The organism is Streptomyces sp. NPDC051322 (genome assembly GCF_040689485.1).
Taxonomy (GTDB): Bacteria; Actinomycetota; Actinomycetes; order Streptomycetales; family Streptomycetaceae; genus Streptomyces.
Genome location: NZ_JBFBAK010000010.1, coordinates 258585 through 279695, shown reverse-complemented (window position 1 = coordinate 279695; position 21111 = coordinate 258585). Strand labels below are relative to the sequence as shown.

General features: G+C 70.3%; 15 protein-coding genes. 6 read left to right on the top strand and 9 right to left on the bottom strand.

Annotation, left to right across the window (positions count from 1 at the left end; translation table 11 throughout):
* The first annotated feature begins 1 nt into the window (after position 1).
* The 3 genes from nuoL to nuoN are packed head-to-tail and all read left to right on the top strand — an operon-like array spanning position 2 to position 5182.
* Complete coding sequence (gene nuoL, locus AB0436_RS24095) at positions 2–1948, top strand: NADH-quinone oxidoreductase subunit L (RefSeq protein ID WP_366469984.1); 1947 nt, start codon at positions 2–4, stop codon at positions 1946–1948.
* Positions 1949–1952: 4 nt separating this feature from the next.
* On the top strand, positions 1953–3533 hold the full coding sequence (locus AB0436_RS24090) for an NADH-quinone oxidoreductase subunit M (protein ID WP_366469983.1): 1581 nt from the start codon (positions 1953–1955) through the stop codon (positions 3531–3533).
* Positions 3530–5182: an NADH-quinone oxidoreductase subunit NuoN gene (nuoN, locus tag AB0436_RS24085; RefSeq protein ID WP_366469982.1), complete on the top strand. Its 1653-nt coding sequence runs from the start codon at positions 3530–3532 to the stop codon at positions 5180–5182. Before AB0436_RS24090 ends, nuoN begins: the two co-directional genes overlap by 4 nt.
* 67 nt (positions 5183–5249) lie before the next feature.
* Here nuoN and AB0436_RS24080 read toward each other — a convergent pair whose 3' ends face one another.
* From AB0436_RS24080 to AB0436_RS24055, 6 genes are read right to left on the bottom strand one after another with little or no spacing between them, the layout of a single operon-like run.
* A complete protein-coding gene (locus AB0436_RS24080; RefSeq protein ID WP_366469981.1) occupies positions 5250–7979 on the bottom strand; it encodes a fumarate reductase/succinate dehydrogenase flavoprotein subunit in 2730 nt (909 codons plus the stop codon).
* 36 nt (positions 7980–8015) lie between these two features.
* Positions 8016–8798, bottom strand: coding sequence for an ABC transporter ATP-binding protein (locus AB0436_RS24075; RefSeq protein WP_366469980.1), 783 nt, complete (start codon positions 8796–8798; stop codon positions 8016–8018).
* A gap of 3 nt (positions 8799–8801) precedes the next feature.
* On the bottom strand, positions 8802–9707 hold the full coding sequence (locus AB0436_RS24070) for an ABC transporter permease (protein WP_366469979.1): 906 nt from the start codon (positions 9705–9707) through the stop codon (positions 8802–8804).
* On the bottom strand, positions 9704–11074 hold the full coding sequence (locus tag AB0436_RS24065; protein ID WP_366469978.1) for an ABC transporter substrate-binding protein: 1371 nt from the start codon (positions 11072–11074) through the stop codon (positions 9704–9706). The genes AB0436_RS24070 and AB0436_RS24065 overlap by 4 nt, the downstream gene beginning before the upstream one ends.
* Positions 11075–11089: 15 nt before the next feature.
* Positions 11090–11317 (bottom strand): ferredoxin family protein, encoded by a 228-nt coding sequence (locus AB0436_RS24060; protein WP_366469977.1) that lies wholly within the window; start codon positions 11315–11317, stop codon positions 11090–11092.
* A 31-nt stretch (positions 11318–11348) separates the two neighbouring features.
* Positions 11349–12119, bottom strand: coding sequence for a GntR family transcriptional regulator (locus tag AB0436_RS24055; RefSeq protein ID WP_366469976.1), 771 nt, complete (start codon positions 12117–12119; stop codon positions 11349–11351).
* A gap of 255 nt (positions 12120–12374) precedes the next feature.
* On the opposite strand from AB0436_RS24055, the gene recQ reads away from it, so the two are divergent.
* On the top strand, positions 12375–14294 hold the full coding sequence (gene recQ / locus AB0436_RS24050) for a DNA helicase RecQ (protein ID WP_366469975.1): 1920 nt from the start codon (positions 12375–12377) through the stop codon (positions 14292–14294).
* Positions 14295–14321: 27 nt separating this feature from the next.
* Here recQ and AB0436_RS24045 read toward each other — a convergent pair whose 3' ends face one another.
* The 3 genes from AB0436_RS24045 to AB0436_RS24035 all read right to left on the bottom strand — a co-directional run bounded on the left by AB0436_RS24045 (position 14322) and on the right by AB0436_RS24035 (position 18346).
* Positions 14322–14966 carry a GPP34 family phosphoprotein gene (locus tag AB0436_RS24045; protein ID WP_366469974.1) on the bottom strand — a complete coding sequence of 215 codons (645 nt, stop codon included), beginning with the start codon at positions 14964–14966 and terminating at the stop codon, positions 14322–14324.
* Positions 14963–16189 (bottom strand): fumarylacetoacetase, encoded by a 1227-nt coding sequence (gene fahA, locus AB0436_RS24040; protein WP_366469973.1) that lies wholly within the window; start codon positions 16187–16189, stop codon positions 14963–14965. Before fahA ends, AB0436_RS24045 begins: the two co-directional genes overlap by 4 nt.
* A 144-nt stretch (positions 16190–16333) precedes the next feature.
* Positions 16334–18346 (bottom strand): CocE/NonD family hydrolase, encoded by a 2013-nt coding sequence (locus AB0436_RS24035; RefSeq protein WP_366469972.1) that lies wholly within the window; start codon positions 18344–18346, stop codon positions 16334–16336.
* 177 nt (positions 18347–18523) lie between these two features.
* On the opposite strand from AB0436_RS24035, the gene AB0436_RS24030 reads away from it, so the two are divergent.
* Positions 18524–19534 (top strand): polyprenyl synthetase family protein, encoded by a 1011-nt coding sequence (locus AB0436_RS24030; protein WP_366469971.1) that lies wholly within the window; start codon positions 18524–18526, stop codon positions 19532–19534.
* A 260-nt stretch (positions 19535–19794) separates the two neighbouring features.
* Positions 19795–21027, top strand: a complete 1233-nt coding sequence (locus tag AB0436_RS24025) for a DUF2092 domain-containing protein (RefSeq protein ID WP_366469970.1) — start codon at positions 19795–19797, stop codon at positions 21025–21027.
* The last annotated feature ends 84 nt before the right edge of the window (positions 21028–21111 follow it).

Sequence of the window (21111 nt, the reverse complement as noted above, 5' to 3'; positions counted from 1 at the left end):
AGTGGAGAACCTGATTGCGCTGCTGATTGCAGCGCCTTTGCTCGGAGCGGCGGTGCTGCTCTGCGGTGGGCGGCGGCTGGACGGCGTGGGCCACTGGCTCGGCACGCTGTTCGCCGGCGTGTCGTTCGTGATCGCCGCGATCCTCTTCGCGGACATGCTGGGCAAGGGCGCCGACGACCGGACCCTGCACCAGCATCTGTTCAGCTGGGTTCCGGTGGCCGGCTTCAAGGCCGATGCCGCCTTCCAGCTCGACCAGTTGTCGATGACCTTCGTGCTGCTGATCTCCGGTGTGGGCACCCTGATCCACATCTACTCGATCGGTTACATGGAGCACGACGAGCGGCGCCGCCGCTTCTTCGGTTACCTGAACCTCTTCGTGGCGGCCATGCTGCTGCTGGTTCTCGCCGACAACTACCTGCTGCTCTACGTCGGCTGGGAGGGCGTCGGCCTGGCGTCCTACCTGCTGATCGGTTTCTGGCAGCACAAGCCGAGCGCGGCCACCGCCGCCAAGAAGGCGTTCATCGTCAACCGCGTCGGCGACATGGGTCTGTCGATCGCGATCATGCTGCTGTTCACCACCTTCGGCACCTTCGCCTTCGGGCCGGTGCTGCACTCGGCGGGGGACGCCTCACAGGGCAAGCTCACCGCCATCGGGCTGATGCTGCTGCTGGCCGCCTGTGGAAAGTCCGCGCAGGTGCCGCTGCAGTCCTGGCTCGGTGACGCGATGGAGGGCCCGACCCCGGTCTCGGCCCTGATCCACGCGGCGACCATGGTGACCGCGGGCGTGTATCTCATCACCCGCTCCGGGGTGATCTTCAACGCCGCCCCCGACGCGCAGTTGGCGGTCGTCGTGGTGGGTACGGTGACGCTCCTCTTCGGTGCGATCGTCGGTTGTGCGAAGGACGACATCAAGAAGGCCCTGGCGGGCTCGACCATGTCGCAGATCGGGTACATGATCCTGGCCGCGGGTCTCGGTCCGATCGGCTACGTCTTCGCGATCATGCACCTGGTCACCCACGGCTTCTTCAAGGCCGGTCTTTTCCTCGGCGCCGGATCGGTCATGCACGGCATGAACGACGAAGTGGACATGCGGAAGTACGGCGGCCTGCGGAAGTACATGCCGGTGACCTTCGTGACCTTCGGGCTCGGCTATCTCGCGATCATCGGCTTCCCCGGGCTCTCCGGCTTCTTCTCCAAGGACAAGATCATCGAGGCGGCCTTCGCCAAGGGTGGTACGGAGGGCTGGATCCTCGGTGGCGCGGCCCTGCTGGGCGCCGGGATCACCGCGTTCTACATGACCCGGGTCATGCTGATGACCTTCTTCGGCGAGGAGCGCTGGCACAACCGGGCCACCGCATCGCCCGCCGAGCCGAGCGTCGAGCCCGCTGCCGAGGAACGCGGCGAGCACAGCGAGCCGCACCCGCACGAGGCGCCCAGGTCGATGACCATCCCCATGATCATCCTGGCCTTCGGTTCGGTCTTCGCCGGCGCCTTCTTCGGCATCGGGAACCGCTTCCTGCACTGGCTGGAGCCCGTTACCGGCCATGCGGAGGGCAATTCTCCGGTCGGCGCGGGCACGGTCACCGCCGCCACCATGGTCGTTCTGGTCATCGGCGTCGCGATCGCCTGGCTGGTCTACGGCCGCAAGCCGGTCCCGGCAACCGCCCCGCGCGGCTCGCTGCTCACCCGGGCGGCCCGGCGCGATCTCCTCCAGGACGACTTCAACCACGTGGTCCTGGTCCGCGGCGGCGAGCACCTCACGCGGTCGCTGGTCTACCTCGACCACTCGCTGGTCGACGGAGTCGTCAACGGCACGGCCGCCTCGTTCGGCGGGCTCTCCGGCCGGCTGCGCAAACTGCAGAACGGCTACGCCCGCAGTTACGCGGTCTCGATGTTCGGCGGCGCAGTGATTCTCGTCGCCGCGACCCTGCTGATGAGGGCGGTCTGAACTGATGTCCTTTCCACTGCTTACGGTAACGGCCGCGCTCCCGGCGGCCGGTGCGATCGCCACCGCCGCGGTCCCGGCCGCCCGGCGCACCGCCGCGAAGTGGCTGGCGCTGCTGGTCTCGCTCGGCACGCTGGCGCTGGCCGTCGTCCAGCTGGCCCGGTTCGAGCCCGGCGGGGCCCGCTACCAGCTCACCGAATCACACGCCTGGATCAGCGACTTCGGCGTGCGCTACGACCTGGGTGTGGACGGCATCGGCGTGGTGATGCTCGCCCTGACCGCCCTGCTCATCCCGTTCGTCATCCTGGCCGGCTGGCACGACGCCGATCCCCTGGAGACGCACAGCTCACGCTGGCGGCCGACGCAGGGGTTCTTCGCCCTGATCCTGGCCGTCGAGGCGATGGTGATCCTCTCCTTCGAGGCCACCGACGTCTTCCTCTTCTACATCCTCTTCGAAGCGATGCTCATCCCGCTGTACTTCCTCATCGGAGGCTTCGGCGACCGGGCCTACGCGGGCAGCGACGAGGCGGCGGCCGCCCAACGCTCGTACGCAGCCGTCAAGTTCCTGCTCTACAACCTGGTCGGCGGCCTGCTGATGCTGGCCGCGGTCATCGGCCTCTACGTGGTGGCGGGGAGCTTCTCGCTCCAGGACATCGTCGCCGCACGGGCCGGCGGCTCGCTGCACATGGCGACCGGCACCGAGCGCTGGCTCTTCCTCGGCTTCTTCTTCGCCTTCGCGGTGAAGGCGCCGCTCTGGCCGCTGCACACCTGGCTGCCCAATGCCATGGGGGAGTCGACCGCACCCGTCGCGGTGCTGATCACCGCGGTGGTCGACAAGGTCGGCACCTTCGCGATGCTGCGCTTCTGCCTCCAGCTCTTCCCGGACGCCAGCAAGTGGGCGACCCCGGTGATCCTGGTCCTGGCACTGATCAGCATCATCTACGGCGCGCTGCTCGCGGTCGGCCAGCGGGACATCAAGCGGCTGATCGCCTACGCGTCGATCTCCCACTTCGGCTTCATCGTGCTGGGCATCTTCGCCCTCACCACCCAGGGCCAGTCGGGCGCGACGCTCTACATGGTCAACCACGGGATCTCCACCGCTGTCCTGATGCTGGTGGCCGGCTTCCTGATCTCGCGCCGGGGTTCGCGGCTCATCGGCGACTTCGGCGGGGTGCAGAAGGTGGCGCCGGTGCTCGCCGGCGCCTTCCTGATCGGTGGCCTCGCCACCCTGTCGCTCCCCGGGCTCGCCCCCTTCGTCAGTGAGTTCCTGGTCCTGGTCGGTACGTTCAGCGCCTATCCGGCCGCCGGGATCATCGCGACCATCGGCATCGTGCTGGCCGCGATCTACGTGCTGGTGCTCTACCAGCGGACGATGACGGGCCCGGTCAGGGCGACGGTGCGGGGCATGGCGGACCTCAAGGTCCGTGAGCTGGTCGTGGTACTGCCGCTGATCGCGCTGCTGGTCTTCCTCGGCGTCTACCCCAAGCCGGTGACGGAGATCGTCAACCCGGCCGTGAAACACACGATGTCCGATGTCCAGAAGAAGGACCCCCGTCCTTCCGTGCCCGCAGTGGAGGCCGCGAAGTGAGCGCATCAGCTGTCCACAGCCTGTGGATGATGGGGGCGGTCGACCCCGCGTCCAAGATCCCGGCCCCGCACATCGAGTACGCGCAGCTCTCACCCACGCTGATCGTCCTCGGTGCCGCACTGCTGGGTGTGCTGGTCGAGGCATTCGTGCCGCGCCGGAGCCGTTACTACGCCCAGGTGTTCCTGACGGTGGTCGCGCTCGCCGCGTCCTTCGCCGCCGTCGTCGCACTGGCGGCCGGCGGATACGGCTCGACCAAGGCGCACATCGCGGCGATGGGGGCGGTGGCGGTCGACGGGCCCGCCCTGTTCCTGGAGGGCACCATCCTGCTGGTCGCGATCTTCGCGGTCTTCACGTTCGCCGAGCGCAGGCTCGACCCCGCGGCGCACGGCAACCGGGTCGACTCCTTCGCCGCGCAGGCCGCGTCCGTACCGGGCAGCGAAAGCGAACAGGCGGCGGTCAAGGCGGGTTTCACCACCACCGAGGTGTTCCCGCTGGTGCTCTTCGCGATCGGCGGCATGCTGGTCTTCCCGGCCGCCAACGATCTGCTGACGCTCTTCGTGGCGCTGGAAGTCTTCTCGCTGCCGCTCTACCTGCTCTGCGCCGTCGCCCGTCGCAAGCGGCTGATGTCGCAGGAAGCGGCGGTGAAGTACTTCCTGCTCGGTGCCTTCTCGTCCGCCTTCCTGCTCTTCGGGATCGCGCTGCTCTACGGCTACTCGGGCTCGGTCTCCTACGCCCGGATCGCGGACGTGGTCAACGGAACCGTGCAGAACGTCGACCCGGCGCTCGCCGACACCATGGGCAACGACGCCCTGCTGCTCATCGGCGGCGCGATGGTCCTGATGGGGCTGCTCTTCAAGGTCGGCGCCGTGCCGTTCCATATGTGGACCCCGGACGTCTACGAGGGCGCCCCGACCCCGGTCACCGGTTTCATGGCGACGGCCACCAAGATCGCCGCGTTCGGAGCGCTGCTGCGGCTGCTCTACGTGGTGCTGCCGGGGATGCGGTGGGACTGGCGTCCCGTCATGTGGGGCGTCGCGATCATCACGATGCTGGGCGGAGCGGTCGTCGCGATCACCCAGACCGACATCAAGCGGCTGCTCGCCTACTCCTCGATCGCGCACGCCGGCTTCATCCTGGCCGGTGTCATCGCGACCACTCCGGACGGCGTCAGCTCGGTGCTCTTCTACCTGGTCGCGTACTCCTTCACGACGATCGGCGCGTTCGCCGTGGTCACGCTGGTACGGGACGCGGGCGGTGAGGCGACCCATCTCTCCAAGTGGGCCGGGCTCGGACGTCGTTCACCCCTGGTGGCCGCGGTCTTCGCGGTCTTCCTGCTCGCCTTCGCCGGTATCCCACTGACCAGCGGTTTCTCCGGGAAGTTCGCGGTCTTCAAGGCGGCAGCCGATGGCGGGGCCAGCGGGCTCGTCGTGGTCGGTGTGATCTCGTCGGCGATCGCCGCGTTCTTCTACATCCGCGTCATCGTGCTGATGTTCTTCAGCGAACCGAAGGTGGAAGGGCCCACGGTGGCGGTTCCTTCGCCGCTGACCATGGCCACGATCGCGGTCGGCGCCGCGGTCACGGTGGTGCTCGGGGTCGCCCCGCAGTACTTCCTGGATCTGGCGGGTCAGGCGAGCGTGTTCGCCCGGTAGGGGCGGCGCGGATCGCACCGCCGGGCGGCCTGGGAGACCAGGCCGCCCGGCGCTTTTGCGGGTGGGACTACGCCGCGGTTGCCCGGCCCGCGTAGGCGCGGACGTCGGCGTCCGGGTCGTGGACTGCTCCGGCGAGGGCGGTTCGGGCCTCCTCAGCGGTGGTGTGCCGGAGAAGGGCCAGCACGGCGGCCTTGCGGACATCGGCGTTGGCATCCTGCAGAACCTTCGCCAGGGCCGGCACGGCCAGCGCTGAGTCCGCCGAGGACAGGCCGGTGGCCGCTCCCGCCCGTACCTGCCAGGCCAGGTCGCCCAGTGCGTCGCGGGCGGCGACCGCCAGCGGGGCCGGGCAGCCGGTCGTCGCCAGGGACTCGAAGGCGGCGGCACGGACCAGTGCGTCGGGGTCACGGGTGAGCGGCTCGAGGCGGTGTGGTCCGGCGGCGGTGGCGCCCAGGCCCTTGGCGACGGTCACCCGCACCTCACGGGACGGGTCGCCGACCGCGCCCGCCAGGTCGTCGACCGCATCCACCGAGACCAGCGCCCGTACCGCCTCGATCCGTACATCGATGACGGGGTCCGCGAGCGCCGCGCCGAAGAGCGCGGTATCGCCCAGCCGCAGCGTGCGCAGCACCTCCAGCGAGGTGGTGCGTACCCGGGGGTCGCCGTTGGTGAGCGCGGCGGCCAGCGGCGTGCCCAGGTCCGGCGTCGCGGGAAGGACTTCGACCAGCTCCAGCAGTGAGGCGGCGGCCGCCGCCCGGACCGCCGGGTCCTCGTCGGCCAGGGTGGCGGCGAGCGCCGGGCCGGCACCTGCCGGAACGGTCTCGGTGACCGCCGCCACCGCCGCCGCGCGGACCGCGGGGTCCGGGTCGGCGAGATACGGCCGTAGATCGCCGAGCTCGGGCCCCTCCTCGGCCAGGGCGTGCAGCTCGAGGATGCGGGGAGTGTGGGAGGAGAGCGCATCGGCCGGGTCCGGTCCCCGCAGCGGCGGGGGAGCCGCGAGGGCGGGGCTGCCGGAGCCCACCGGGGCCAGTTCGCGCGGTCCCGCCGTGGCGACCGGGAGCGGATGGACCTCGCCGATCAACCGGGCCGCGCCGCCCGCCGGAGCGAAGTCGTCGACCGGCACCAGATACGGCTCGACCGGCCGCGCGGTGAACTCCATCGCACCGGTGGCCGACTTGCGCAGATCCAAATGGTGCAGCCACTCCTCGTCGTCGCGCCGCGGGTGGTCGGTGCGCTCGTGGTACAGCCCCCAGCGGGACTCCGTACGGGCCAGTGACGACCGGGCGGCCATCTCCGCGCAGTCGCGGATGAAGCCGACCTCGGCGCAGCGCATCAGCTCGTGCGGGGTCTGCGCACCCATCTCCGCGAGGTCGGCCCGCATCCGTTCGAAGGTTTCGACGGCGAGCGAGAGCCGGGCACCCGACTTGGGCGGGGCGACGTAGTCGTTCACGAACCTGCGCAGCTTGTACTCGACCTGGGGCTGCGGCGGCCCTTCCGGGTGGCGCAGCGGCCGGTAGATCAACTCGTGCGCCGCCCGCAGCTGGTCCTGCGGCAGTTCTCCCTCGTAGACCCGGTAGCGGGCGGCGTCGCCGCCCGCCAGGTCGCCGAAGACGAAAGCGCCGATCATGTAGTTGTGCGGGACGCAGGCCAGGTCACCGGCGGCATACAGCCGGGGCACGGTGGTCCTGGCCCGGTCGTCCACCCGCACCCCGGAGGCGGAATGGCCACTGCACAGGCCGATTTCCGAGATGTGCATCTCGATGTCATGGGTGCGGTAGTCGTGGCCCCGGTTGGCATGGAAGGTGCCGCGGGTCGGACGCTCGGTGGAGTGAAGGATCGACTCCAGGGCGGTGACCGACTCCTCGGGCAGATGGCTGAGCTTGAGATAGACCGGCCCGCGGTCGCCCGCCACCTCCGCGGCGAACTCGGACATCATCTGGCCCGACCAGTAGTCGGAGTCCACGAAGCGCTCGCCGTGCCGGTTGACCTGGTAGCCGCCGAAGGGATTGGCGACGTAGGCGCAGGCCGGGCCGTTGTAGTCCTTGATCAGCGGGTTGATCTGGAAGCACTCGATGCCGGTGAGCTCGGCGCCCGCGTGGTACGCCATGGCGTAGCCGTCGCCCGCGTTGGTGGGGTTCTCGTACGTGCCGTAGAGATAACCGGAGGCGGGCAGTCCGAGCCGGCCGCACGGACCGGTGGCCAGGATGACGGCCCCGGCCCGCACCGTGACGAACTGTCCGGTACGGGTGTTGAAGGCCGCTGCGCCGAGGGCCCGGCCGTCGTCGCCGGTCAGGACGCGTACCGGCATGACCCGGTTCTCGATCCGGATCCGCTCGCGCATCTCGCGCCGCCGCAGCTGCCGGTAGAGGACCTTCTTGACGTCCTTGCCCTCGGGCATGGGCAGCACGTACGACCCCGAGCGGTGCACCTGCCGGACTGCGTACTCACCGTGCTCGTCCTTCTCGAACTTCACGCCGTACGACTCCAGGCGCTGCACCATCGCGAAGCCGCGGGTCGCCGTCTGGCGGACTGTGGACTGGTCGACGATGCCCTCGTTGGCGCGGGTGATCTCCGCGACGTAGTCGTCGGGTTCGGCGCGGCCGGGGATCACCGCGTTGTTGACGCCGTCCATGCCCATGGCCAGCGCACCGGAGTGCCGGACGTGGGCCTTCTCCAGGAGCAGGACCTGGGCGCCTTGTTCGGCCGCGGTGAGCGCCGCCATGGTGCCGGCCGTGCCGCCGCCGATGACCAGGACGTCGCAGGACAGCTCCTCGGCTTCGGTGAGTTCGGGGATCTGCATGGTGGGGGCCTCTCAAGTGCCGGATCAGTTGCCGGTTCAGTTGCCGGCTCGGGTGCCGAGGGAGTCGAGAACGGTACGACGCAGCGCCACGGTCGGGCCGGCGTCGTGAGCGCCGCGGTCGCGCGGGGCGGGCACGTCGAGCACCCGGCCGGTGCCGAGCAGCGCGACCCGGTCGCCGAGGAACAGCGCCTCGTCCACGTCATGGGTGACGAACACGACGGTCGCGCCGGTGCCGCTGAGTACATCGACCAGCAACTGCTGCATCCCCGCGCGAGTCTGCGCGTCGAGCGCGCCGAACGGCTCGTCCATCAGTACGGCGCGTGGTTCGCCGGTCAGCGCCCGGGCGAGCTGTACGCGCTGGCGCTGACCGCCGGAGACCCGGTGCGGCAGGTGCTGGGCGCGCTCGGCAAGGCCCACGCGGTCCAACCAGTGGGCGGCGCGTTCGCGGCGCTCAGGCTGCTTCACCCCCCGTATCGCCAGCGGAAGTTCGATGTTGGCGCGCAGGGTGCGCCAGGGCAGCAGGGCGTCCTCCTGGAACACCAGCGCCCGGTCGGCGGATGGCCCGGTGACCGGGCGGCCGTCCTGGGTGACGGTCCCGCCGAGCGGCGGGAGCAGTCCGGCGAGCGTGCGCAGCAGGGTGGACTTGCCGCAGCCCGACGGGCCCACGACGGTGAGGATCTCACCGGGCTGGATGTCGAGGGCGAGATGGTCGATGACGGGGGCGGTGGGGCGGCCCAGGGTGACGTCCTTCAGGGCGAGGTGGGCGCCGCGGTGGGTGGTCTTCGCGGGGGAGAGGACCGTTTCCGGCGATGTGGTCATGGGTTACGCCTCCTGGTCGGTGGGGGTGCGGTGGGCCGCTGCGCGGGGCTTTCCCCTACCGGCCCCTTCCCGCCCCGGAGCACCGCCCCGGTCCCCGCCTCCGCGGGGACGCCGGGACGGCGCCACCTGGTCAGTGGCCCGCGCCCCGGACTCCACCCGCGGCAACCACCCCGTGAACCGCCGCCCCAGTTGCTCGACAGCCGTCGATGTCAGCCAGCCCAGCAGGCCGATGCTCGCCATGCCGACGAAGACCCCGGGGTAGTTCACCACCGTGTAGTCCTGCCAGGTGCGGTAACCGACCCCGTACTCGCCGGAGATCATCTCCGCCGAGATCACGCAGATCCATGAGACGCCGATCCCGACCGAGAGGCCGCTGAAGATTCCGGGGAGCGCGCCGGGCAGCACCACCGATGCCAGCACCCGGCTGCGCCCGCCGCCCATGGTCAGGACGGCCTCCTCCCAGACCGGGGTAAGTGCGCCGACCGCATGCCGGGTGGAGACCATGACGGGGAAGAAGGCCGCGGTGAAGGTGATGAAGACGATGCCCTGCTCGTTGCTGGGGAACATCAGGATCGCCACCGGTACCAGGGCGATGGCCGGAATGGGACGCAGCACTTCCAGTACCGGTCCGAGCAGGTCGGCGGCGGTACGGGAGCGGGCCACGGCCGTACCGACGGTGACGCCGGCGACGGCTGCGAGGACGAAGCCGAGGACGATGCGGGTGAGGCTGTCGGTGAGGTCCGTCCAGTACGTGTCGCTGGACAGCCGGTGACCGAACTCCCTGGTGACGTCCACCACCGTCGGGAACTGTTCGAAGCGCAGCCACAGATTGATGTGCCGACTGGTCAGCAGCTGCCACAGCCCCAGCGCCACCGCCAGCGACAGCGCGCGCAGCGCATATCGCCTCATGACGCCCTCCCAGCCTGCGCCCGCGCCGCGGCGTAGGAGACCTGCTGGGCGCCGGGATGAGCCGCTGTGTAGGAATGGGCCGTCGCGGCTGTGACGAACGGCTTCAGCTGGGCGCCGTCCCGTACCCAGACCGCGTGGTCGGCGAACCAGAGGGTGCCCGTGGTGGCGTCGGGTACGTAGGTCGCGCGGACCCGTCCGGGGTGCTGCGCCGCATAACGGAGGGCCAGGGCAGGTGAGTCGAACCGCTCGGTCCGGGTGGCACCCTTCAGCCAGACCTCGCTGTGCGGCGTGGGGCCGGTGGCGGCGAGCTGCTTCGCGTATCCGGCTCCGTAAGCGGCCTTCACATAACGGTCGTCGACGAAGCCGTCGACGTCCACGTCGCCGACCAGATCCTCGGCCTCGAGGATCGAGACGTCCTTCTTGAGGGCAGCGACGAGCTGTGGCTTGATGGTCGGGTCGAAGGTGGCGATGCCGTTCGCGCCGTTGTAGAGGTAGACGGCCTCGGCGGGCAGGCCGGTCGCCGATGCGACCTTTTCCGCGGCCTGCACCGGGTGTTGGCGCAGATAGTCGGTCGCGGTGATCTGTGCGCGCAGGAAGGCCTTCAGTACGGCGGGGCGTTTCTTCGCGAAGCTCTCACTGGCGGTGACCCCGTGGAAGGTCGGCAGATTCAGCGTCGCCCCGTCGTACAGGGCCGTCGCCTTGTTCTCGAACGCCAGCTGCCCCGGCCAGGCCACGAACTGCGAGAGAGCGTCCACACTGCCCGCCTGGAGGGCGGAAGCCCCGACGGCCGGCTGCTGGTTGAGCTTGTGGATGTCCTTCTCGGAGTTGATGCCCGCCCGCTGGAGCGCCCGTACAAGTGTGCCGTCCGCCGCCGAGCCGATGCTGGTGGAAACGTTCTTGCCGCGCAGGTCCGCCAGCGAGGTGAGCTTCGAACCGGGCTTGGTGACAATGGTGTTGAGGCCGCCGCGCAGGTTGTAACCGGTGACCGAGACGAGCCTGGTCGGGCGGTTCAGCTGTCTGCCGCGGGCGGCGTTGATCAGCAGCGGGAAGTCACCCATCGATCCGATGTCGATCTTCCCCGCGGTCATCTGGGCGGTGATCGGCGCGCCGGTGGCGTAGTCCTGCCAGTCGACCTTGTAGGTGATGCCGTCGCGCTTGCCCTGGGCAGTCAGTTCCTTCTCGAAGGAGCCGAGCGAGCGCAGCAGGGTGCCCGCGGTCACCGTGTTGATGGTCTTGGACTGGTATCCGACGGTGACGTTCACCGTACGGCTGTCGCCAGCGTTGGCCGTCCCGCCGCAGCCCGCCACCAGCGCCAGGGGCAGGGCGGTGACCAGCAGTGGGATCAAGGGAATCGCTTTACGTCGCATGGGGGTCGGCGCCTTTCACCGGAGCAGGTAGGGCATGTTCACCGAGACCGCACCGGTGGGACAGCGGGCGGCGCACGGGCCGCAGTACCAGCACTCGTCCACGTGCATGTACGCCTTGCCGCTGTCCGGATGGATCGCGAGGGAGTCGAGAGGGCACATCTCGACGCACAGCGTGCAGCCGTCGATGCACTTCGACTCGTCGATGGTCACGGGTACGTCGCCGCGCTGGGGGACCAGAGGCACAGCTGTCTCCTGGAAAGGGGTGCGAGGGCGGTCAGTGGGTGCGGTGGAGCAGCCCGCTCATGGAGATCCGGTCACCGCGGAAGCGGATGAACTCCAGGTCGACGGGCCGGCCGTCGGAGAGGTGGGTGAGTCGTTCCAGCATCAGCACGGCGGCGCCGCGCGGGGCGTGCAGTACGGCGGCCGAGTGCGCGTCGGCATTGACGGCCTCGAGGGTGATCTCGGCGGTGCCCAGCGTCTGTCCGGTGAGCCTTTCCAGGAGCCGGAAGACGTCTGTGTTCTCCAGGTCGCAGCCCAGCAGCCCGGACCCGATGTCCATCGGGATGTAGGTGAGGTCGAGGGAGAGCGGCAGTCCGTTGAGGCGGCGCAGCCGCTCGATGTAGAGCACGTCGGCGTGCTCGGGAACCCCCAGCCTTCCGGCGACCGGGGCGGGCGCGGGGACCGGACACACGGTGCGCACCTCGTTGGTGACCTGCCCGTGCTCGAGCAGGGTCTCGGCGAGCCCCTGCAGTCTGTTCAGGCCGTGCGAGTACTTCTCGCAGACCACGACGGTGCCGACGCCCGGCTGCCGCTCGACGAGCTGCTCCGCGCGCAGCAGGTCGAGCGCCTGTCGGACGGTATTGCGGGACATCCGGTAGTCGGCGCCGATGACGTTCTCCAGCGGCAGTACGCCACCGGGAAAGCCGCCCGTGAGTACCTGGCGGCGCAGCAGGTCGGCGAGCTGTCGTGCCTGGTCCGCGCGCAGCCGCCGCCGACGCGCGGCGGAGACCGGCGCGGCGTGCTCAGGGATGCGTTCGGCTGGCATGCGGTGGACCATACCGACGGTTGGTCACCACTGGTGTTGCAGCAGTGTTGCGCCACCGGCTGAACTCCGGGCAGGGGGTCTGAACTGGGATTTTGCGGCCCGCTGTGGCAGATCTGCCACGACGGGTCCCATCTTCCGTCTCACTTCGTGAGCCGGTCGGTGGCCGGAGCGTCGGGTGATGTCGGTGCGGGACCCTATCGTGGCTGGAGTGACCGGCGGGACGGGCAAGGGACGAGTACGACGGGGGACGACACGATGAGCGGGAGCGGCGAGGCGGTGGCGGAGCGCACACACAGCGAAGCGGCGGCTGCACAGCGCGAAGCGGCGGGTGCACGGGGTGAAGCCCTGGAGACTCTGCACCGGGTCTTCGGGTATGACGCCTTCCGCGGCGAGCAGGAAGCGATCATCCGGCAGGTGCTGGACGGCGGGGACGCCGTGGTGCTGATGCCGACCGGTGGCGGTAAGTCGCTCTGCTATCAGATCCCCGCCCTGGTCAGACCCGGCACGGGTGTGGTCATCTCGCCGCTGATCGCGCTGATGCAGGACCAGGTGGACGCGCTGCGCGCGCTCGGGGTCCGGGCCGGCTTCATCAATTCCACCCAGGACCTCGACCAGCGGCGCACGGTGGAGGCCGAGCTGCTCGCCGGGGAACTGGACCTGCTCTACCTGGCGCCGGAGCGGCTGCGGGTCGAGGCCACCGTCGCGCTGCTGGGCCGGGCCAGGATCTCACTCTTCGCAGTCGACGAGGCACACTGCGTGGCTCAGTGGGGCCACGACTTCCGGCCCGACTACCTGGCCCTGTCGATGCTCGGCGAGCGCTGGCCCGACGTGCCGAGGATCGCCCTGACGGCCACCGCCACCCGGGCCACCCATCAGGAGATCACCCAGCGGCTCGGCATGCCGCACGCCCGGCACTTCGTGGCGGGCTTCGACCGGCCCAACATCCAGTACCGGATCGTGCCGAAGAACGACCCGAAGAAACAGCTGCTCGCCTTCCTGAAGGAGGAGCACGCGGGGGACTCGGGCATCGTCTACTGCCTCTCGCGCGCGTCCGTCGACCGCACCGCCGCATTCCTCTGCGACAACGGCATCGAGGCGGTGCCCTACCACGCGGGCCTGGACGCCGGCACCCGCGCCGTGCACCAGTCCCGCTTCCTGCGCGAGGAGGGCCTGGTGGTGGTGGCGACCATCGCCTTCGGGATGGGTATCGACAAGCCGGACGTGCGGTTCGTGGCCCACCTCGACCTGCCCAAGTCGGTCGAGGGCTATTACCAGGAGACCGGTCGCGCCGGTCGCGACGGACTGCCGTCGACCGCCTGGATGACCTACGGGCTGCAGGACGTCGTCCAGCAGCGGAAGATGATCCAGGGCTCGGAGGGTGACGACACCTTCCGCCGCCGGGCCGCAGCCCATCTCGACTCGATGCTGGCGCTCTGCGAGACGGCCGACTGCCGGCGGGGCCGGCTCCTCCAGTACTTCGGCCAGGAGGCGGTCGCCCCCGCCTGCGGGAACTGCGACACCTGCATCAGTCCGCCGGAGACCTGGGACGGGACGGTGGCCGCGCAGAAGGTGCTCTCCACGGTGGTCCGGCTGGAGCGCGAGCGCCGGCAGAAGTTCGGGACGGGTCAGATCATCGACATCCTGCTCGGCCGCAAGACCGCCAAGGTCATCCAGTTCGACCACGACCAGCTCTCGGTCTTCGGCGTTGGGGACGACCTGTCCGAGGGTCAGTGGCGGGGCGTGGTCAGGCAGTTGCTGGCCCAGAGCCTGCTGGCCGTCGAGGGTGAGTACGGCACGCTGGTGCTGACCCCGGCCAGCGGCTCGGTGCTGGCCCGGGAGCGGGAGGTCCGGCTGCGCAAGGAGCCCGAGAAGCCGGTGGCGGCGAGGGCCGCCAAGAGTGAGCGGAAGGCGAAGGCTGCCGCCGCGGACCTGCCGCAGGAGGCGGTCCCGGTCTTCGAGGCGCTGCGCGCCTGGCGCGGCAGGCAGGCCAAGGAGCAGGGCGTGCCGGCGTATGTGATCTTCCACGACGCGACGCTGCGGGAGATCGCCACCGTCCGGCCCGCGTCGCTCTCCGAGCTCGGCGGGATCGCGGGTCTGGGCGAGAAGAAGCTGGCGACCTACGGGGAGGGCGTGCTGGAGGTGCTGGCGGACCCGGGCGCCGCCGAACCGGCCTGAGCGGCGGCGCCCGGTGCGGCGCCCGCTTCAGCCCCCGCCTGCCTGGTTCGACTTGTCCTGCACGACATTGCGGTGCACCGCTTGCGGCGCCCACTCCTCCCGTACGAACACCCGCATCGCCGCCCGCGAGGGCCTGCCCCCGTGGGCGATCGTCCGGGCCAGTCCCGTCGCCGCCGCGAAGCCGGCCAGCAGTCGGCTCCGGCGGTCCGGGAAGCCGGCTGCCTCCGCCGCGGCGAAGCGGGACCGGGCGTGCGGAGCCCAGCTGTCCGGGCCCGCCGGATGGCGGTGGTAGGGGAACAGGCCCAGGAAGCGGTGCGTCTCGCGGCGCAGCACGCCGTACTTGACCAGATGGTCCAGGTACAGGCCCTCCACCTGCCGACCGGTGCGCCGGATCCAGCTCCGGGTGCCGACGCCGCCGGCGAACCGGCGTTTGTCCGGGGCCCGCAAGGTCGCCAGCACCTGAGCGAGGAGCGGGTCGGGCGGCGTGAGCGGGTTGGTCACCTGCACCCGGCCGCGCGACCCGGTGACCCGGCCCTGGAGTTCGAGTTCGGCCAGGGCCGCGCCGGCCATCCCGTACTGAAGGAAACGGTTGCGGCAGTACGGCTTGCCCCGCTGCGGGTCCAGGGCGAGCAGCAGGAGTTCCTCGGGGAGGGTCGGCTCCGTCTGGCTCATGGTGACGGCACGACCCTTCCCGTCACCTCGCCGATGCCGACCCTGGTGCCGTCGGGGCCGGGCGCCCAGGCCGCCAGAGTGACCTCGTCGCCGTCCTCCAGGAATGTCCGCTTGCCCTGCGGCAGGTCGAGCGGTTCGGTGCCGTTCCAGGTGAGTTCGAGGAGCGAGCCGCGCTGGTCCGGGTCCGGTCCGCTGACCGTGCCGGACCCGAAGAGGTCGCCGGTGCGCAGCGACGCTCCGTTGACCGTCGTGTGGGCCAGCATCTGCGCGGCCGTCCAGTACATGCCGGCGAACGGCGGTTGCGACACCTGATGCCCGTTCACCGTCACCGACAGGTGCAGGTCCAGGCCACCGGGTTCGTCGGCTGTTGCGTCGTCGAGATAGGGCAGCAGCGGGAGTTCACGGGTCGGGGGGGCGATCCGGGCAGCGTCCAGGGCTTCCAGCGGGGTGACCCAGGCCGAGACCGAGGTGGCGAAGGACTTGCCGAGGAAGGGGCCGAGCGGGACGTACTCCCAGGCCTGGATGTCGCGCGCGGACCAGTCGTTGAGGAGCTGGATGCCGAAGACGTGCTCGCGGAAGTCGGCCAGCGCGACCGGCCTGCCCCGCTCGGACGGCACACCGACGACGAAGCCGACCTCCGCCTCGATGTCGAGCTTGACCGAGGGGCCGAAGACCGGGGCAGGCTCGGACGGCGCCTTGCGCTGGCCTGCGGGACGGACCACCTCCGTGCCCGACACGACCACCGTGCCCGAGCGGCCGTGGTAACCGATCGGCAGATGCTTCCAGTTGGGGGTCAGCGGCGCCGAGTCGGGCCGGAAGATCCTGCCCACGTTCGTGGCGTGGTGCTCGCTGGCGTAGAAGTCGACGTAGTCGCCAACCTCGTAGGGGAGGTGCAGCGTGACGGACGCCAGCGGATGCAGCAACGGCTCGATGTCCGCGCGGTGCGCCGGGACGGTGACCCAGGCGGTGAGCGCCCGCCGTACGTCGCGCCAGGCGGTACGGCCCGCGGCGAGCAGCGGGTTGAGGGTGGGGTGGGCGAGCAGCCTGCTGTACGGAGACCCCAGCGCGAGCGCTGCCGCTCCCGCGTCCAGTACATGACCGCCTATGCGCACGCCCACCCGGCGCCGGTCGGGCTCTTCGGGGGTGGAGAAGACGCCGTAGGGCAGATTGTGCGGGCCGAAGGGATCGCCTTCGGGCAGGTCGAGCGGGCTCTGCTCGGGCATGGGTGCTGCCTCGCTTTCGGGTCCGGGTAAGGACACGTTACGTCGACGGCGGCGGCGGTTGCGCGAGGCCCGTCACCCCACCGCCCGCGCCCCGTCACCCCACTGCCGTCACCCCGTTGCCCATGCCCGGTCATCCCGTTCCCGTCACCCCGCCGTGCGCGGGATCCGCTTGGCCCAGGACCGTTGGAACACCACGGTGTCCCCTTCCCGGCACACCACCTCGTTCGACGTGATGAAGTCCTGCGCGTCGCAGGTGATGTCGGAGTGCGTCTCGATCCGCACGTCCCAGCCCGTCTCCGGGCGGTGCAGTCTGACGGCCCAGTCGGAGTGGGTGTGCGCGGACAGCGGATCCGTCTCGTGGATGGTGTAGGTGTCGAGCACGTCCTCGGTGTACTCCAGGCCGTCCGGATAGATCCGGGTGCCTCCGTACTGCGGGTCCACCTCCAGGCGCCAGGTGCGCTCCGCCACGTCGCGGACGACCCGGCGCTGCGGCCGGTCATGGCGGGCGCGGTCGGGGCGGATCACCGGAAGCGGCGGGGACTCCTCGGGGATGTCGAAGGTGATGTGGTCCTCGGTGACCGGCGCGCGGATCGGCAGCTCCAGGGTGGAAGCCGCGGGATCGAGGGTCCAGCCCTTCGCCGAGTCCGGCTGGGGCCAGATCCAGGGCCAGTACGCCGAGGAGACCGCGAGCCGGATGCGGTGGCCCGGCGGGAAGGTGTGGCCGATGGCGTTCAGCTCGAAGGCGACGGGTTCGGTGCTGCCGGGCTCCCAGGCGTCGGAGCGGCTGCGGCTGTGCCGGGCGGAGAAGTTGAGGGCGCCGCGGGTGACCAGCGTGGACGAGCCGTCCGGTGCCACGTCGCAGAGGCGGGCGATGACCTGCCCGGTGTGCACGGTGCAGCGCACGGTCAGATGGACCGAGGGCCGGCCCAGGATCTCGATCGGCGCCTGCCGGACCGGGAATTCGAAGCAGACGGATTTCGCGTCCTCTTCCCGCTGGTCGGGCGGCAGATCGGACTCGTTGCCGTACGGGTAGAAGCGTCCGGCGTCCAGGCCGGTGTGCTGCGGCGAGTTGACCGGCATCGGCTCGCCCTGCAGGGCGTAGGAGACCGGCGTGACGTGCGGGGACGGCCAGGACGGTTCGCTGACCCAGCGGCCCGGCAACTCCGGATAGGTGGTGGCCGGCGGGTGCGATTCGCTGATCCAGCAACGCAGCAGGGGTTCCGCCATCACCCCGGTCTCTTCACCCTTCAGATGGTGGTCCCACCAGCGCAGCGTCTCCTGCAGAAAGCCGATCGCCGGGCCCGGCGGCCGGCCCTTGTCCGGGTAGTGGTGCGACCACGGCCCGATCAGGCCGCGGACCCGGGACGGATCCAGCTGCTCCACCAGGCGCAGCACGGCGTCCCGGTAGGGGTCGTGCCAGCCGCCCACCGCCAGGACCGGCGCCCGAACGGACGAGTAGTCCTCGCAGACGCTGCCGTGCTTCCAGTAGGCGTCCCGGGTCTGATGGGCGAGCCAGGTGTGCAGGAAGGGGTCGACTGACTCCAGCCGGTTGAGCCACATGTCCCGCCACACCGATCCGACCCGGGCGGGGTCCGGCGGGCGCGACACGTGGGTGAGCATCGTCGCCGCCCAGGCGTGCATGTCGATGGCCAGCACCGACCCGCCCATGTAGTGCACGTCGTTGTCGTAGCGGTCGTCGGAGCAGCAGACCGCGACGACCGCCTTCAGCGGTTCCGGCGCCAGCGACGCGATCTGCAGCGAGTTGAAGCCGCCCCAGCAGATCCCGAACATGCCGACCCGGCCCGTGCACCAGGGCTGCTCGGCCAGCCACTCGACCACGGCGACCCCGTCGGCCAGCTCCTGCGCGTCGTACTCGTCGCCCGCCAGACCGGTGGAGTTCCCGTGGCCGCGGACATCCACCCGTACGGAGGCGTAGCCGTGGCCCGCGTACCAGGGGTGCCGCTGCCAGTCCTGCGGCGCCGTCCAGTCGCTGAGCCGGTAAGGGAGGTATTCGAGCAGCGCGGGGACCGGCTCCTCGGCGATCGGCCGCCAGATCCGTGCGTACAGCTGGGTGCCGTCCGTCAGGGGGATCCACACGTCTTCGCGGCGCGTCTCGTACGGGAAGTCGGTCCGGAGGCGGAGCTCGGTTCCTGACAAATGAAATACTCCACTTCAAATCTGCTCATTTCGAACATACCGGCCGCCCTCGGTCTGTGCTCGAGATGGGCGGGCAGGCGCTCATGGTGATCGAAAGCCGACCGGATACGCTGACTTGAGTGCGGACAGCGACACATCGACAATCCGTGTGATCGTCAGCAGACAGGAGATCCCCTCGTGACCGTCGTCGGGCCGTTCGGGCTGAGCGTGCGGGACCAGGTACTTGAGGCCGATGTCCAGGCGGGATTGGCGGCCGTCGAGGCCGGGCTGCTCGACGCCACCAAGAGCGAGGTCCCTTTCATCACCGAGGCCGCGCAGCATCTGGTACGCGCCGGGGGCAAGCGCTTCCGTCCGCTCCTGGTGATGCTGGCCGCGCAGTTCGGAGATCCCTACGCACCCGGCGTCGTGCCCTCCGCCGTGGTGGTCGAGCTGACCCATCTGGCGACGCTGTACCACGACGACGTGATGGACGAGGCGGATGTCCGGCGCGGGGTGGACAGCGCCAACGCCCGCTGGGACAACTCCGTCGCCGTCCTGACCGGAGACTTCCTCTTCGCCAGGGCCTCCCACATCCTGGCCGACCTCGGCCCCGAGGCGGTGCGGATCCAGGCCGAGGCCTTCGAGCGACTGGTGACCGGCCAGATCCTGGAGACCGCGGGACCGCAGGACGGCCGCGACCCGGTCGGGCACTACCTCGACGTGATCGCCGGCAAGACCGGCTCGCTGGTCGCGGTCTCCGGGCGTTTCGGCGCGATGATGTCCGGCGCCGACGAGGGGGTCGTGGACATCCTCACCCAGTACGGCGAGCGGCTCGGCACGGCGTTCCAGCTGGCCGACGACGTCCTGGACATCGCCAGCGACGGCCACGAGTCGGGCAAGACGCCGGGTACGGACCTGCGCGAGGGCATTCCGACACTCCCGGTACTCCATCTGCGCGCCCAGGCTTCCGCACATGCCAGGCCGGACGACCTGGCTCTGGTCGAACTGCTCGACGGAGACCTCACGGACGACGCCCGGTGCGCCGAGGCGCTGCGCCTGATGCGGACGCATCCGGCACTGGAACAGGCCCGCCGGGACACCGTGCGGTACGCCGAGGAGGCCAGGGCGTCACTGGCGCCGCTGCGCGAGTGTTCCGCGAAGACCGCCCTCGAGGAGCTCTGCGGTGCCGTGGTGCACCGGGTGGGCTGACAGCTGCTTGCTGACGCCCGATCGGGTGACCGTACCGGGGACGCGCCGAACGGGTGAGCCCCTACGGGACGGACGGCCCCCCGGGGGCCCGCTGTCATACCGGAGCAGTACGTGGAGTTGCTCCCGGGGGCTGACGCCTACCGGCGGGCATTTTGGTGAGATGGATAGCACCACACCCCACCAATTCGGGTGAGAATGGCGGCGCGGGGTGGACGCACGCACGCGGACGGATCGCCGCCGACCACGGAGGTAGGGCACACATGGCACCGAACGACAGCGCACAGGACACCGAAGAGGCCAGGGACCTGGTCGCGGGCCGCCGGAAGGCGACGCGTTATCTCGTACCGGTCGCGGTCGCGGGGGTCGCGGCGGTGACGATCGGTCTCGTCCCGGCGCTCGCCAGCTCGGGCGATCCGAGTCTGCCGAAGATCACCGCACAGCAACTGGTCGAGAAGATCGCCGCGTCGGACACCCAGCAGCTCTCCGGCACCGTCAAGGTCAGCACGGACCTCGGTCTGCCCTCGCTCGGCGGAATGGCCGGATCGTTCCTCCCGGGCGGCGCGAGCGGCAGCGGCGACAAGGGCGGCGCGAGCGCCGCACCGGACGGCAAACTGATGGAACTCGCTTCCGGTACGCACACCTTGCGGGTGGCGGCCGACGGCCCCGACAAGCAGCGGGTTTCCATCCTGGACTCCGCCGCCGAGTACAGCGTGATCCACAACGGCCGGCAACTCTGGGCCTACGACAGCAAGTCGAACCAGGCGTACCACGAGAAGTCCGCCGAGCAGCCGGCCCGGGACACACCGAAGGCCGGTACCGACAAGCTGCCGACCACGCCGAAGGCGTTCGCCGACGAGGCGCTGAAGGCCGCCGGTCCGACCACCTCGGTGAGCGTCGACGGCACGGCCCAGGTGGCGGGCCGGGATGCCTACCAGCTGCTCATCAAGCCGAAGCAGTCCGGCTCGACGATCGGTTCCATCCGGGTCGCGGTCGACGCGAAGACCGGCACCCCGCTGCGGTTCACCCTCACCCCGAGCGGGGGAGGCAAGGCCGCGATCGACGTGGGCTTCACCAAGGTCGACTTCGGCAAACCGGCCGCATCCGCCTTCACGTTCACGCCGCCCAAGGGCGCGAAGGTGACCGAGGGCGACACCCGCCAGGCGCCGAAGAGCGACCCGACGCCCGCCGTTCCGGACGGCTTCAAGGGTCTGAACGTCATCGGCAAGGGCTGGACGTCGGTGGCCCGGCTCGACACGGGCAGTGGCCAGGGGCTCGGGGCGCTGGGCTCCGGGGCCGCCGGGAAGAAGGGCGACGTGCCGGCCGCGGCGCAGGGCTTCCTGGACTCGCTCGGTGACAAGGTGAGCGGCAAGTTCGGCTCGGGCATGGTGTTCCACACCCGGCTGGTGAACGCGCTGATCACGGACGACGGCAAGGTGTTCGTGGGGACGGTGAACAAGGACGCGCTGGTGCGGGCCGCTGACGCCGCGAAGTAGCCGGGGCTCCGCCCCGGACCCCGCTCCTCACACGCCGGACGGGCTGGATATGGCCGACGTCAGCCAGAACCAGCCCGGCCTGGG